Origin of the sequence: Cobetia sp. ICG0124 (assembly GCF_004006355.1) — a bacterium.
GTDB classification, from domain to species: domain Bacteria; phylum Pseudomonadota; class Gammaproteobacteria; order Pseudomonadales; family Halomonadaceae; genus Cobetia; species Cobetia marina.
Genome location: NZ_CP024893.1, coordinates 2,162,874 through 2,174,926, shown reverse-complemented (window position 1 = coordinate 2,174,926; position 12,053 = coordinate 2,162,874). Strand labels below are relative to the sequence as shown.

Sequence of the window (12,053 nt, the reverse complement as noted above, 5' to 3'; positions counted from 1 at the left end):
GGCTCCTTCAGCGTTTCTCGAGCAGCTCGCGTGGATTGATCGGCTTGCCGCCATGGCGCACGTCGAAGAGCAGCTCAGGCTGGCCGTCATTGCGACGTGCCACGCGACACAGCGGGGTGCCCGGCGTGACCTGCTGACCGACCTTGACCAGTATCTCTCCGCACTGCGCCAATACGCTCTGCAGATTGCCTGAATGGTGGAGGATGACCACATTGCCCAATTGCCGCATGTTGTCGGCAAAGCGGACTTCCCCGCTGGCCGGCGCGCTGGCGACCCCATTGCTGGCCGTGCGAATCCGCATCGGGGCCAGTTGGCCATTGCGGTTGGTGCCGAATTCGCTGATGACTTCGCCGGCGGCAGGCCAGCGCCACGATTGACGCGGCTTCTTCAGCGGACCCGGATCCGGGCGTGCCACGAGACTGCCGACGCTGGCACGCGCATTGGAAGCGCTTCGGCTGGGGCCACCATTGAGGGGAACCGAGATCAGGGTGCCGACTTTCAGGTCATTGGGGGGAAGCCCCGGATTGGCGGTCTGGATGCGCTGAGGATTGGCTCCGAAGTAACGGCCTATCTTCGAGTAGGTGTCCCCGGGGCGCAGCTGATAGCGATAGGGGCCACCGGAGGGGGCACGCTCACGCGCGGTGGGCACCAGGATGCGCTGCCCGACCTTGAGGTCACGGATCTTGACGCCGGGGTTGAAGCGGGTGAGGCGCAACAGGGGAATGTCAGCGTCGCGTGCGATCTGCCCCAGGGTGTCGCCCTTCTGGATCGTGATCCATTGGCCTGCCGGTGAGCCGGAGTAGCTGCCGGTGGCGCAGCCTGTCAGCCACAGTGCCAGGCTCAGCCACGCCAGTCGCCGCAGCGTCAGAGTTGTTCAATGTCGTGTCCTGCACGTGACAGTCGGGCATCCTTGTCCTTCCAGACCTGATTGAGCCATTGCTGAAACCGTTCGCGGTAGGCAGCGTCCGCGTGATAATCCCCGTTCAGCATCCAGGGTTCCACCGGGCGTTGCACGATATCCAGATGGATATCTCCCCCCTTGCCACACAGAAACTCCCAGAAGCTCGCGCTGGCGTGACGATAGTCCAGCGTGGCGTCGAGTATGCCTGACAGGCGGTCGCCGAGAATGCTGATCACCTGAGCGCTGCCGCCGGCGCGCGGCCTGAGCAGATGAGTGTACGGGCTTTGCTGTTGATCATGCTTGCCTGACGTGAAGCGCGTGCCTTCCACGAAGTTGAAGATTGACATGGGCGACTGGCCCGCTCGCTCACAGATGCGGCGTGTCGCGGCACGGTCGCGTTCCGCCAGGCGCGGGTCATTGGCCAGCCGTTCCCGGCTGTAGCGGCGCATGAAGGGGAACTCCAGCGCCCACCAGGCCAGGCCGATGACGGGGACCCAGATCAACTCGCGCTTGAGAAAGAACTTGGGCATGGGCGTGCGATGATGCAATGCATACTGCAGCACGAAGATATCCGTCCAGCTGCGGTGGTTGGAGATCACCAGCCACCAGCGTCGCCTGGCGGAGCCATCCTTCAGGGCGTCCGGCACGTTGACCTGCCAATGGGGGCGTATCCAGGCGCGAATCCACAGATTGTTGGTGCCGATCCACCCCATGGCGAGACGGTTCAGCCCTTCGAGAAGATGAAGCTGCAGACGACGGGACGGGCTGAGCAGCTTGAGCAATGCCAGCAGGTACAGCGGTACCGACCAGAACAGGGTATTGGTGATCAGAAACAACAGGCTGATGACGCCTCTGATACTCGACATGAACGACTCCTTCAGCAGATCGCGCCATCCTAATTCACCCGTGACAGGAAACCCACCCCGCTTGCGTGGAGGACAGCAACTCGACGTTGCGCAAACCGTACGCATCTGATGTCGAATGGTGGCGGTTCGTGAGCTGTGGTGAGAGCGACATGTGGTTGCAGGGAGTGTTGGTGGGGCTGGCGATCGGGGCCTTCGTGTTGATCGCCATCGAGGACGTGATTCATCTCAACAAGGCCAAGACGACCTTGTTGCTGGGGACGTTCAGCTGGTTGCTGCTGTTCATCTTCGGCCCCGGTGCGTTGGGAGTCGATGACGTCGGTGAGTCGCTCAACGAGAATCTGCTGGAAATCGCCACCTTGTGGCTGTTTCTGATGGCGGCGATGACCTTCGTGGCGTTTCTCAATGCCAAGGGACTGATCGCCAATCTCATCTATCGATTGCTGCCGGGCCGCATCGGTGAGCGAGGCCTGCTGTATCTGACCGGCACCTTCGCCTTTGCCTTCTCCTCTCTGGCCGACAACATCACCGCTACGCTGGTGTCGTTGACGCTGGTGCTGTCTCTGGGATTGCCGCCGAAGAAGACGCTGCGTTTCGCGGTGCTGGCGGTGTTTGCCGTCAATTCCGGCGGGGTGGCGTTGATCACCGGTGATGTGACCACACTGATGATCTTCCTCGCCGACAAGGTGCGTATCAGTGAGCTGATGCTGCTGGCCATCCCGGCCTTCGTCAGCGTGATGCTGCTGGCGACGCTGCTGCTGCCCGGGCTTGGGGGAGAAGTCCATCTGTCGCGTGAACGCCGTCCCACCCGGCGTCTGGACCGCTTCGTGGCCTGGCTGTTTCTCGCCACCATCCTCTCCACGCTGGGCCTGAACGTGCTGTTCGGTATCCCCCCCTTGCTGACCTTCCTGTTCGGGATGTCGATCATGTTCCTGCTCGGGCATGTGGCCGAGCGACGCAGTGACAGCGAGGAGCGCAGAATTCTTGATTACATCAGGATAATTGAATTCGACACTCTGCTATTCTTCCTCGGCATCCTGCTGATGGTGGGAGCGCTCAAGGAAGCCCGCCTGCTGGAAGGGCTGGCACAGCTCTATGACGTGATGCCTGCCATGCAGGCCAATTATCTGATCGGCCTGTTGTCGGCATTGGTCGACAACGTGCCGTTGACGGCTGCGGTGCTCAAGGCGGATGTCGGCATGAACGATGCTGAGTGGTTGGCGCTGACCTACGCCGCTGGCGTGGGCGGATCACTGCTGATCATCGGGTCGGCCGCTGGAGTGATTGCGCTCTCCAAGGTGCGCGAGGTGACCTTCATGAGCTACCTGCGCTTCTTCCCGGCGCTGCTGCTGGCGTACAGCGTCGGATACGTCGGCGCCTACTGGCTGGGGGGCCAGGTCACCGACACGCGCGGTGAAGTGGTGAATTTTTGATCAATCTGACATTGGTCGCCAGATCGCGAAGCCGATGAGTGGATGTACAGAGATTCTTCACAGCTTTTTCCACAGCTTCTGTTGATAACCTGCTTGCGACGCCGTCGCCAGCAGGGCCAGCCCTCCCAGCACCACCATGTGCTCATCACCTTCGGCGAATACCATGCGTTGTGCGTGCGCGGGATAGTAGTGGTATTGCAGCTTGGGGTTGATGGGGAGTACGGCATGGTGGCGCCCGCTCTGCGGCGACATGCCGTGCATCAGCATGCCTTCGCAGACAGCTTCAAGCGTTTCTCCCAGCTCGTCGGCGTTGAAGCCCACGTGATGCAGGCGCGGGCCCATCACCGATAGCCATGCCGCCAGCGGGTTGGCTTCCAGCAGACGCTCGAAGGTGGGCCAGTCCGGCATGTCCCATGGGCGGCACGGCGCCAGCAGGTTCTGTCCCTTGCAGTCGTCACGGTGACTCTGGCTGATGAGCGTCTTCAGCAGGTCTCGGTGAAGGGGAGGCAGGCTATTGGCCTGAAGTTCGGCCAGCATGACAGCCGAGCCGCCATCCGGCGGCAGCAGCAGATCCACCAGTAGGCCACGGTCGGCCATGGCGTACTGCTTCACGCGTCGATAGCCCTGATGATAGAGGCTGGGACGCAGTTTCTCGCTGCGAAATGGCCCCTGATCCAGTGTCACGAACATCAGATATTCGGGCCTGATGCCATCCGGCCAGATGTCCAGCGCTCCGATATCCGGATGGCGGTGAACGAAGTCCAGCCATAGCTGTTGTAGAAATTCCTCGCGTTGCATGAAGCCTCCTTGAAGGCCATTCAACGACATTGTCCTTTTTTTCTGACCGACTGTTCGGAGTGTGAAAATGCCAGTGCTGGTGGCGTATTGCGTGGTTCTCATGGTGTGGTCAACCACACCGCTGGCGATTTCATGGAGTGCTTCCGGATGGCTGCCGGCCTGGTCTGCCATGGGGAGAATGTTAATTGCCGCATGTATCGGTTACCCATTGTTACGCTTGCTCGGGCTGAAAATGGATTTCGGTCGCGTGGCAATTCGCAGCTACGTGGCGGCTGCACTGGGGATATGGGGTGGGATGTACTTCGCCTATATTGCTGCCGGTTGGTTACCAAGCGGTATCATGTCGTTACTTTTCGGCTTAGCTCCTCTGCTATCAGGACTTTACGCGCGCTGGTGGTTGAAAAGTGCGCCTCTTGACAAGCTGCAATGGTTAGGTTTCGCATTGGCATTGGGCGGACTGGCCATCGCCGTCTCGGACTCGCTGGCGCTACCGCCGGGCAGCTGGAAGGGGGTGGTGACCATGTTGCTGGCGGTCAACTGCTTTGCCGCTTCCGGCGTACTGGTCCAGCGAGAGCGAGCAGGGCTTCATCCGCTGGTGCAGACCGAGGGCGCGCTGCTCGTCTCGCTTCCGCTCTATCTTCTCGCGGCCCTGCTGGTCGATGGTGTGCCGCAGGCATGGCCGACACAGCGCCCGCTGGGGGCGATCGTCTACCTGGGTATCTTCGGCTCGTTGATCGGGTATCTGTGCTATTACTTCGTGCTGGCACGCCTGTCCGCCAGTACCGTGGCATTGGCCACCCTGATCACGCCGATATTCGCCATGAGTCTCGGCGCTGCCCTGAATGGCGAGATAGTCTCCAGCCGCGTGCTGGCGGGGGCGCTCTTCATCGTCGTGGGCCTGTGTGCCTATCTCTTCGGGCCGCAGTGGCGCGCTCGCCTGTTGGTCTGGAACAGGCGCTTGAGCTCTTCCATGGCGCTCTTGGCGCTGGTGACCAGCGCCTCGGGGTCATGGCGGTTCTCGAAATCGCTCTTGAGCATGGTGTCATCCATCTCGCGGAAGGCGCGGACCACTTCGGCGGCACGTGCGCTTGGATAGCCCATGGCAACCAGCAGTTCGTTGCCCATTTCCAGGCTGCTGGCGTAGGTCTCGCGGATCACGTGTTCCACGCCCAGCTCCATCAGCTCCCAGGCATGGTGGCGATTGCGGGCCCGCACGAACAGCTTGAGATGCGGGAACTGTTGTCGAACGGTACGCACGATCTGGGTGGTCATCCTGGCGTCATCGACCGCCACCAGCATGATCTGTGCGTGCTCGGCGCCAGCCGCTCGCAGCAGCTCCGATCGGCTGGCGTCGGCGTAGAAGATGCGCGAGCCGAACTGACGCACGAACTCGACCTGGGTGATGTTGGGGTCGAGGGCGGTGAAGTTGATGCCCTGGGTCTTGAGAATGCGCGCGCTCATCTGACCGAAACGTCCGAAACCGGCAATCAGTACCGGCGGGGCTTCCTGACCGAAGTCTTCATCGTAGGGGCGCTTGGCTTCGCGCGCGGCACCGAACTTGCGCGCATAGCGATACAGGAAGGGCGTGGCGGCCATGGACAGCGTCACGGCGCTGATGACCAGACTGGTAAGCGTCTGATCGAAGATGCCGGCGGCCATGCCGGCGGTCAGCAACACGAAGTCGAATTCTCCGCCCTGAGCCAGTACGGCGGCCAGTGGCAGTGCCTCGGCAAGCTTCAGGCGTGCGACGCGGCCCACCAGCGTGATGACCAGCACCTTGCCGACCATCAGCGCCAGTGTCAGGCCCAGCACCGTCAGCGGGCGCTCCATGACCAGCGAGACGTCCACCGACATCCCGACCGCCATGAAGAACAGCCCCAGCAGCAGGCCCTTGAAGGGGTCGATGTTGGCTTCGAGTTCGTGGCGATAGACGGTATCCGCCAGCAGCACCCCGGCGAGGAAGGCCCCCAGTGCCATGGAAAGCCCGACCCATTCCATCAGCAGAGCGGTACTGATCACCACGAACAGTGCCGCGGCAGTGAAGATCTCGTGGATCTCGCTGCGTGCCACCATCTTCAACAGGCGCGGAACGACGAAGCGGCCAACGATGATGACCGCCGCCACCATGCCGATGCCCTTGACGACACCGGCCCAGCCGGAGCCGGTGGAAGCGTCGAAGTTGTCGGCGAACAGCGGCAGCAGCGCCAGCAATGGAATTACGGCCAGGTCCTGGAACAGCAGGATGGCGAAGGTTGACTGGCCATGGGGTGTCGCCAGTTGTTGATTCTCGCTGAGCACCTGCAGCGCAAAGGCGGTAGAGGACAGCGCCAGAATCAGGCCCAGCAAGGCGGCGGCCGGCAGTTCAAGGCCCAGCCATAACCCGACGGGCGTCAGCAGCGCTCCGCATAGCAGCATCTGTGCGCTGCCAAGCCCGGCAAGCTTGAGGCGCATGTCCCACAGGCGCTTGGGTTCGAGTTCCAGTCCGATCATGAACAGCAGCATGACCACGCCGAACTCCGCGAAGTGCAGCACCTCGGTCGGTTCCGAGATGAAGCCGATCAATGACGGCCCCAGCAGCACCCCGATCGCCAGATACCCCAGGATGGACCCCAGCCCCAGGCGCTGAAAGAGCGGCACGGCAACCACGGCGCAGCCCAGCAGCACGGCGCCTTCCATCAACATGTTCATGTTTGCTTCCTTGTCCAGCTACGTGCGGAGAAAGGGCGTTGATCAGGCCTGCGGCATCAGTGCCTCGTCCTGCACGTACTGGTTGAACTCGGTGAAGCCACCGATGTGGGTCTGATCGACGAAGATCTGCGGCACGGTTTCCACCGGCTTGCCGATGGTCTTTTCCATGTCGGCCTTGGTGATGCCCTCGGCGTGGATGTCGATGTAACGGAAATCGAAATCATCGCGCTTGGCGGTAAGTTCTTCCGCGAGTTCCTTGGCGCGGACGCAGAACGGGCAACCCGGACGACCGAAGATGACTGCCAGCATGAGATTCTCCTATCACCCCATCAACAGCAGGTTGGCCCCGAAGCCGCCGACCATGAGCAGCACGAACAGGATCAGTGCCAGCAGGAAGGGCTTCATGCCCAGTGAGCGCAGACGATCCATGCGTGTCTCGACCCCGAGTCCCGCCATCGCCATGGTCAGGGCGACGCTCCCCAGCACGGACAGGTTGGCGTGCAGGGCGGCAGGAATCTCGCCGGTGCTGTTGATCCCGGCCATGGCGATGAAACCGAGGGCGAACCAGGGAATGGTCATGCTGCCGCCGGCATCGCGGTCATCCCCCTCGCTGCGGCTGCGCATGGCCCACAGCTTGGGCAGCAGGAGCAGGAAGGGGACCAGCATCATCACACGCATCAACTTGACGATCAGGGCATTGGCCAGGGCGTCCGGGCCTACCGCCTCACCTGCCGCCACGACCTGCGCGACCTCGTGAATGGTCGAGCCGATGTAGATGCCGAACAGCCCTTCATGCATGCCGGTCAGCGGGTAGAGCAAGGGGTAGGCCAGCATGGCCAGCGAGCCGAACAGTACCACCGTGGCCACGGCCATGGCGGTGGCTGCCGGGCGTGCCTTGATCATGGATTCCGTCGCCAGCACGGCCGCGGCGCCGCAGATGGCAGAGCCGGCACTGGTCAGCAAGGCGGTATCGCGATCCAGACCCAGCCAGCGCGTGCCCAGGAAATAGCCGCAGCTCAACACGGCGGCGATGACGATGACATCCAGCACGACCACGCTCCACCCCAGGCCGAGAATCTGCTGCAAGGTGATCGACAGTCCGAACAGGATGATGCCGAGTCGCAGCAGCTTCTTGGTCGCGACATGCAGCCCTGGTGCCAGTGCCCGGGCATGGCGGCTGGTGACGGGCAGGTTGCCGACCACGATGCCGCACAGCAGCGCGAAGACCAGCGGACTGACGCCGGTCGCGGCGAGGGTCGGAATGGCGTGCAGCCCCAGCCCCGCCAGTGTCAGCCCGCCGCACAGCGCGAGTCCCGGCACCATTCGGCGCAGCCGTTCCGTGACAGGGGGGGCAGTCAGCGTCTGTGCGTCCATTGGCTTTCTCCTTGGAGTGCTTGTGAGGACGTTGCATGCTTAGTGCTTCTGGTTTGATGAATAGTTTATGCAGGAATATCATTGGATAGTTAGTCGATTATCCCTTTACCACTTACCGGAAAAACCGATATGCAGATCCATATCACCCTGCGCCAATTACAGGTCTTCGTCGCCGTGACTCGCCAGGGCTCGGTCAGTGGTGCCGCCCGAGAGATAGGGCTTTCGCAATCGGCAGCGAGTCAGGCGCTCTCAGAGCTGGAACGCCACCTTGACGTCGCGCTGTTCGAGCGGCTCGGGCGCCGGTTGGCCCTCAATGCCAATGGGCGTCGTCTGCTGGCGCGTGCCGAACAGCTGCTGGAACAGACCCATGCACTGGAGCTGGAGGCCCGTGAGCCCGGGCTGGAGGAGGGGTTCCTGCGAGGCGAGCTGGAAATCGCCGCCAGCGCGACCATCGGGACCTGGCTGTTGCCCGGCCTGGCAGGGGCCTTCATGCGTGAGAACCCCGGGACCGAGCTCAACCTGCGCCTGCGCAATACCCATCAGGTGGTGGAGGCGGTGCTCAACTACGATGCCGAGCTGGGGCTGATCGAAGGGGATTGTCACGCGCCACGCCTGATGAGCCAGACCTGGCGCGAGGATGAGCTGGTGGTGGTGGCGCCGCCGTCCCACCCGCTGGCGATACGCGCAACGGCACTCGATGACGAGGATCTGGCCAATGCCGACTGGATTCTGCGCGAGGGAGGGTCGGGCACGCGTGCGGTCTTCGAACGTGCACTGCATGGGCGAATCGAGCGTCTCAAGGTGCGCATGGAGCTGGGGCAGCATGAGGCCATCAAGCAGGCTGTGTTTGCCGGCCTCGGGTTGGGCTGCCTTTCACGCCTGTCTGTGGATGCGGAGCTGTCACGTGGGGAGCTGGTCGTGCTGGAGACGCCCCAGCTCAACCTCAAGCGGCATTTTTCCATGCTCTGGCATCCGGAGCGCTATCGAAGCCCCCTGTGGCAGGCGGTCAAGGTCTATCTGGAAGCCAGTCCGCGGTGAGCCGGGAGCGTCTGAGGGTCTGTCTAGCGTCCATGGAGATGATGATGAGCACTGCGACAAGCACGACGGTCGAGCTTTTCTACAACGAGAGTGATGCCCGTGAAGCCGCACAGGGCAATGAGGCGGGTGAGCAGGATGCGACGCCGCTGGTGATTCTGCATGGTCTGTTCGGGAGCGCGGACAACTGGCGCTCGCATATCAAGTTCTGGTCGCAGTCGCGTCGCGTCATCGCGGTGGATCTGCGCAATCATGGTCGCAGCCCGCATGTGGCGGGCATGAGCTACGCGGAGCAGGCCGCTGACGTGATCGCTCTGCTCGATCAGCTCGATATCCCCACCTGTGATCTCATGGGGCACTCCATGGGGGGCAAGGTGGCCATGCAGGTCGCACTGCAGGCACCTGAACGACTGCGCAGTCTCGTGGTGGCGGATATCGCGCCCATCGCCTACGGACACGGGCACGATGAGATATTCGCGGCCTTCGAGGCCGTGCGTGAGGCGCGTCCTGCCTCGCGCAAGGACGCTGACAACGTGATGGCACGCCATGTGGAAACGCCGGCTATCCGTCAGTTCCTCGCCACCAACCTGGTGCGCGATGAGGACGGCAGCATGGGCTGGCGAGTCGGGCTCGATCACATCGCGGCGGGTTACCCCCAGATCGTCGAGGCGCCTCAGGCACACGGCGAGGTGGAACTGCCGGCCCTGCTGCTGTGGGGCGAACGTTCCAGTTACGTGCAGGCCGACGGGCTCCAGGCAATGCGTGAGCGCTTCCCGCGGCTAGAAGATGCCTCGCTGGATGCCGGCCACTGGCTGCATGCCGAGCGAGCAAGCGAGTTCCAGCAAGCCGTCGAGACGTTTCTTGAACGCGTCGCACGCGCTTGAGCCGGTGACGCGTCACGAGCGTCTGGTGATCGCGCTGGTCACGCTGCTGCAGTTCGCCGTCATCATGGGCTTCACCATGGTGATGGCATTGGGGCCGGATTTCGCGCAGTCGCTGGGCATTCCGCTGGACCACCTGGGCTACATCGTCGGCAGCTATCCGCTGGCGGCGGCGGTGGGCACCTTGCTGTGGACGCGGCATGCGGATCGTTTCGATCGTCGCTGGGCCGTGCTGGGTTTTCTGTTCGGTGCTGCGCTGTGTCATCTGATCGCGAGCTTCGCCACCGGATTCGAGACGCTGCTGGCCGCGCGCATGCTGGGCGGGCTGTTCGGTGGGCCGGCGGCGGCCACGGCACTGGCCATCGTGATCGATGTCGTGCCGGGAATCCGGCGTGGGCGCGCCATGGGGATGGTGATGGGGGCCTTCTCGGTGGCCTCGGTGCTGGGGCTGCCCTTCGCGCTGTGGTTGTCCGAAGGCTTTGGCTGGCAGGCGCCGTTCCGGGCCGTTGCGCTGCTGGCGTTGCTGGTCTGCGGGTTGCTGGCCTGGGTGCTGCCGCCGATCCGGGGGCATCTGGACAATCCTCGCAGTCGCGCCGGTACCTCCATCGCCACCATTCTCGCGCAGCCGAATCACCGGCTCGGGCTGGCGCTGATCGCCACCGCGATGTTCAGCAACTTCCTGGTGATCCCCAATCTCTCCAGCTATCTGCTGTTCAATCTCGATCTGCCTCGCGAGGATCTCGGCGGGCTCTACATGATCGGAGGGGGACTGTCGCTGGTGGGCATGCAGCTGACCGGGCGGCTGTGTGATCGCTTCGGCAGTGTCTGGCCCGGCACCATTACCTGTCTGCTGACGGCGCTGGTGGGCTGGGCCTTCCTGCTTCATTCGCCGGGGCCGTCGCTGGTGTGGGTGGGGTTTGGTGCCTACATGCTGTTCTCCTCGGCGCGGCGGGTGGCACAGAACACGCTCAACAGCTTCATTCCTGCCGAGCACGAGCGGGCCGCCTTCACCAGCACCCAGAGCGCCGTTCAGCACCTGAGTTCTGCCGCGGGCAGTTATCTCGGGGCGGCGCTGCTGGTCAGCTCGCCGGGTGGCGCCCTTGAGGGCATGCCACTGCTCGTGGCGGTGCTGGTGGTCGCGCTGGTGATCCAGCCTGTGCTGATGGCGTGGCTGGCGCGGCGTCTGGCTCAGGCGCGCGTTGACGTCGATGGCCAGGTGGTCGAGTGACTGGCGCTGCTTGATCATGCCGCGCTCGTACAGGAAGTTCTCGAAGTCACGGTAGCGGCCGGCATCCAGTGCGGCCGGACGCAGGGCGAAGCGCGGCAAGGTGGCATACCAGGCTTTCTTGTTGAGCGCGGTATCGAGTGCCGGGTCGGACTCGCGGAACAGCTTCCAGCCCTTGTCAGGGTGGTTGATCATCCAGGCGGTGGCTTCACCGACGGCGGACAGGAAGGCGGCGTACTGCTCGTGCTTGCGAGAATAGCTGTCGCTGTTGGCGACGAAGATCAGTTCGTCATAGGTCGGCACGCCTTCTTCCTCGATGTAGAAGGCGCGGCCCTTGACGCCTTCCTGTGCCATCTGGGCGAGTTCGAAGTTGCGGAATGCCCCGGTGACGGCGTCGACCTTGCGGGTCAGCAGTGACGGCGTCAGCGAGAAGTTGACGTTGGTCAGGGTGATGTCATCCAGTGTCAGGCCGCTGTTCTGGAGCATGGTGGACAGCAGGACTTCCTCCACGCCACCGACGGAATAGCCGACACGCTTGCCCTTGAGGTCGGCCATCGACTGGATGTCACTGTCCGCGCGCACGACCACCACGTTGAGCGGGGTGGCCACCAGCGTGCCGATGCGCACCAGCGGCAGCCCTTGATCCACCTGCAGGTGCAGCTGGGGCTGATAGCTGATGGCGATGTCGACGCGCTCCGCTGCGGCAAGCTTGGGGGGGACGCTGGGGTCTGCCGGAGCGATCAGCTCGACGTCCAGACCATGTTGCTTGAACAGGCCCAGTTCCTGAGCCAGCACCAGCGGCCCGTGGCCGGGATTGGTGTACCAGTCGAGCATGACCTTGAGGTGCGTGAGGGG

At 63.1% G+C, this 12,053-nt stretch carries 10 protein-coding genes and 2 pseudogenes; 5 read left to right on the top strand and 7 right to left on the bottom strand.

The genetic code is table 11. The annotated features are described in order from the left end of the window. Nucleotides 1–7 precede the first annotated feature (7 nt). Nucleotides 8–769, bottom strand: a complete 762-nt coding sequence (locus tag CU110_RS10075; protein ID WP_276317925.1) for a LysM peptidoglycan-binding domain-containing protein — start codon at nt 767–769, stop codon at nt 8–10. Nucleotides 770–864: 95 nt separating this feature from the next. Then, on the bottom strand, nt 865–1,767 hold the full coding sequence (locus CU110_RS10070) for an acyltransferase (RefSeq protein ID WP_084208996.1): 903 nt from the start codon (nt 1,765–1,767) through the stop codon (nt 865–867). 149 nt (nt 1,768–1,916) lie between these two features. Between CU110_RS10070 and nhaD the strand changes: the two genes are divergently transcribed. Continuing rightward, nucleotides 1,917–3,197 carry a sodium:proton antiporter NhaD gene (gene nhaD, locus CU110_RS10065; protein WP_127735790.1) on the top strand — a complete coding sequence of 427 codons (1,281 nt, stop codon included), beginning with the start codon at nt 1,917–1,919 and terminating at the stop codon, nt 3,195–3,197. A 57-nt stretch (nt 3,198–3,254) separates the two neighbouring features. On the opposite strand, the gene CU110_RS10060 is transcribed toward nhaD, so the two are convergent. Next, nucleotides 3,255–3,995, bottom strand: coding sequence for a DUF1338 domain-containing protein (locus CU110_RS10060; protein ID WP_127735787.1), 741 nt, complete (start codon nt 3,993–3,995; stop codon nt 3,255–3,257). 67 nt (nt 3,996–4,062) lie between these two features. On the opposite strand from CU110_RS10060, the pseudogene CU110_RS10055 reads away from it, so the two are divergent. Next, nucleotides 4,063–4,890, top strand: a pseudogene (locus tag CU110_RS10055) (DMT family transporter); the annotation flags it as partial. Between the two features lie 11 nt (nt 4,891–4,901). Here CU110_RS10055 and CU110_RS17085 read toward each other — a convergent pair. The 3 genes from CU110_RS17085 to CU110_RS10040 are packed head-to-tail and all read right to left on the bottom strand — an operon-like array spanning nt 4,902 to nt 8,057. Next, nucleotides 4,902–6,683 carry a monovalent cation:proton antiporter-2 (CPA2) family protein gene (locus tag CU110_RS17085; RefSeq protein ID WP_127735781.1) on the bottom strand — a complete coding sequence of 594 codons (1,782 nt, stop codon included), beginning with the start codon at nt 6,681–6,683 and terminating at the stop codon, nt 4,902–4,904. 42 nt (nt 6,684–6,725) lie between these two features. Next, a complete protein-coding gene (locus CU110_RS10045; RefSeq protein ID WP_077372769.1) occupies nt 6,726–6,992 on the bottom strand; it encodes a GrxA family glutaredoxin in 267 nt (88 codons plus the stop codon). A 12-nt stretch (nt 6,993–7,004) separates the two neighbouring features. Then, nucleotides 7,005–8,057 (bottom strand): YeiH family protein, encoded by a 1,053-nt coding sequence (locus CU110_RS10040; protein WP_240499556.1) that lies wholly within the window; start codon nt 8,055–8,057, stop codon nt 7,005–7,007. A 129-nt stretch (nt 8,058–8,186) separates the two neighbouring features. Between CU110_RS10040 and CU110_RS10035 the strand changes: the two genes are divergently transcribed. The 3 genes from CU110_RS10035 to CU110_RS10025 are packed head-to-tail and all read left to right on the top strand — an operon-like array spanning nt 8,187 to nt 11,201. Beyond that, on the top strand, nt 8,187–9,095 hold the full coding sequence (locus tag CU110_RS10035) for a LysR substrate-binding domain-containing protein (protein ID WP_077372772.1): 909 nt from the start codon (nt 8,187–8,189) through the stop codon (nt 9,093–9,095). Nucleotides 9,096–9,139: 44 nt separating this feature from the next. Further along, nucleotides 9,140–9,976 (top strand): alpha/beta fold hydrolase, encoded by an 837-nt coding sequence (locus CU110_RS10030; protein ID WP_084209764.1) that lies wholly within the window; start codon nt 9,140–9,142, stop codon nt 9,974–9,976. Next, complete coding sequence (locus CU110_RS10025; RefSeq protein WP_164850349.1) at nt 9,954–11,201, top strand: MFS transporter; 1,248 nt, start codon at nt 9,954–9,956, stop codon at nt 11,199–11,201. The genes CU110_RS10030 and CU110_RS10025 overlap by 23 nt, the downstream gene beginning before the upstream one ends. 231 nt (nt 11,202–11,432) lie before the next feature. On the opposite strand, the pseudogene CU110_RS10020 reads toward CU110_RS10025, so the two are convergent. Continuing rightward, nucleotides 11,433–12,032, bottom strand: a pseudogene (locus CU110_RS10020) (ABC transporter substrate-binding protein); the annotation flags it as partial. Nucleotides 12,033–12,053: the final 21 nt, after the last annotated feature.